This is a genomic window from Marinobacter sp. bablab_jr003, assembly GCF_016464245.1.
GTDB lineage: Bacteria > Pseudomonadota > Gammaproteobacteria > Pseudomonadales > Oleiphilaceae > Marinobacter > Marinobacter vinifirmus.
Genome location: NZ_JADARC010000020.1, coordinates 1 through 1,118 on the forward strand (window position 1 = coordinate 1; position 1,118 = coordinate 1,118).

Below are 1,118 nucleotides of genomic sequence, written 5' to 3' on the forward strand. Positions count from 1 at the left end.
AACCGGTTAGTTTTGAGTTCGCCAAAACAACAAACCTGACCGACTCACCGCCGTCCCTATGAATGCTAATCCTCTTGCCCTGTTCTGGGAAGGATTCACGATAGAATCGTATGCCCAGATTGACGCTCAATCTCTGCTCATCCGACTGCAACCTGCCGACGATTACTTGCCATGCTGCAGTGGTTGTAATCAGCACACGCTTGCCATCCATGACATCAGCACCCGACGAGTCCGAGAACGCGACCTGTTCCAATACCGTGTCTGGCTGGACGTGCCAGTTCGCCGAGTTCGTTGTACGACCTGTGGCCCCAAGCTTGAACAGATTCGCTGGTTACCAGGGCGACAGCGTCTGACGGCAGGCATGGTCAGTTGGATTGAATCCCTGGTACGACTGATGCCGATCCAACATGTGGCAACGCTGCTAGGGTTGCATTGGCATACGGTCAAGGCCATCGACCATCGGCGCCTCAAACGAGAAGTGACTGAGCCAGATAAACGCCGGATTCGTCGACTGATCATGGATGAGTTCGCCTTGTTCAAGGGACACCGCTACGCCACCGTGGCGATTGATGCGGATACTCAACAAGTCCTCTGGGTTGGAGAAGGCCGCAGTCGAGCAGCGGTACGCCCCTTCTTTGAATGGCTGGGGCCGGAAACCTGTGGCCAGATCGAAGCCGTGGCGATGGATATGAATACCGCCATGGACCTGGAAGTTCAGCACCACTGCCCACAAGCACGGGTGGTCTATGACCTGTTCCACGTTGTAGCAAAGTTCGGACGGGAAGTGATTGACCGTGTCCGGGTCGATCAGGCCAATCAGCTTCGACACGACAAGCCGGCTCGCAAAGTAGTGAAACGAAGTCGCTGGCTGTTGCTCAGAAACCGAGGCAACCTCAAGGATGAGCAGGCTCTGAAGCTCGAAGAACTGCTGCAAGCCAACCAGCCCCTGATGACTGTCTACGTCCTGAAAGACCAGCTCAAAGAGCTCTGGTACGCTCCCTCAGAGGCCGATGCCAGACAACGCTGGCAAGACTGGCTAAATCTGGCTATGAGTAGTGGGCTGGCCCCCGTGCAGCAGTTTGCCAGGCGCCTCAAGGGCTACGTCGACGGCATTATCG

At 56.0% G+C, this 1,118-nt stretch carries 2 protein-coding genes; one reads left to right on the forward strand and one right to left on the reverse strand.

Features of this window, described 5'->3' with window-relative positions:
• Positions 1–211: hypothetical protein (locus H3Z84_RS17000; RefSeq protein ID WP_228285917.1), on the reverse strand; the 211-nt coding region annotated here is incomplete at its 3' end.
• Between H3Z84_RS17000 and H3Z84_RS01525 the strand changes: the two genes are divergently transcribed.
• Positions 167–1,118 (forward strand): ISL3 family transposase (locus tag H3Z84_RS01525; RefSeq protein WP_266096216.1); only part of this gene is annotated, 952 nt, incomplete at its 3' end. The genes H3Z84_RS17000 and H3Z84_RS01525 overlap by 45 nt on opposite strands.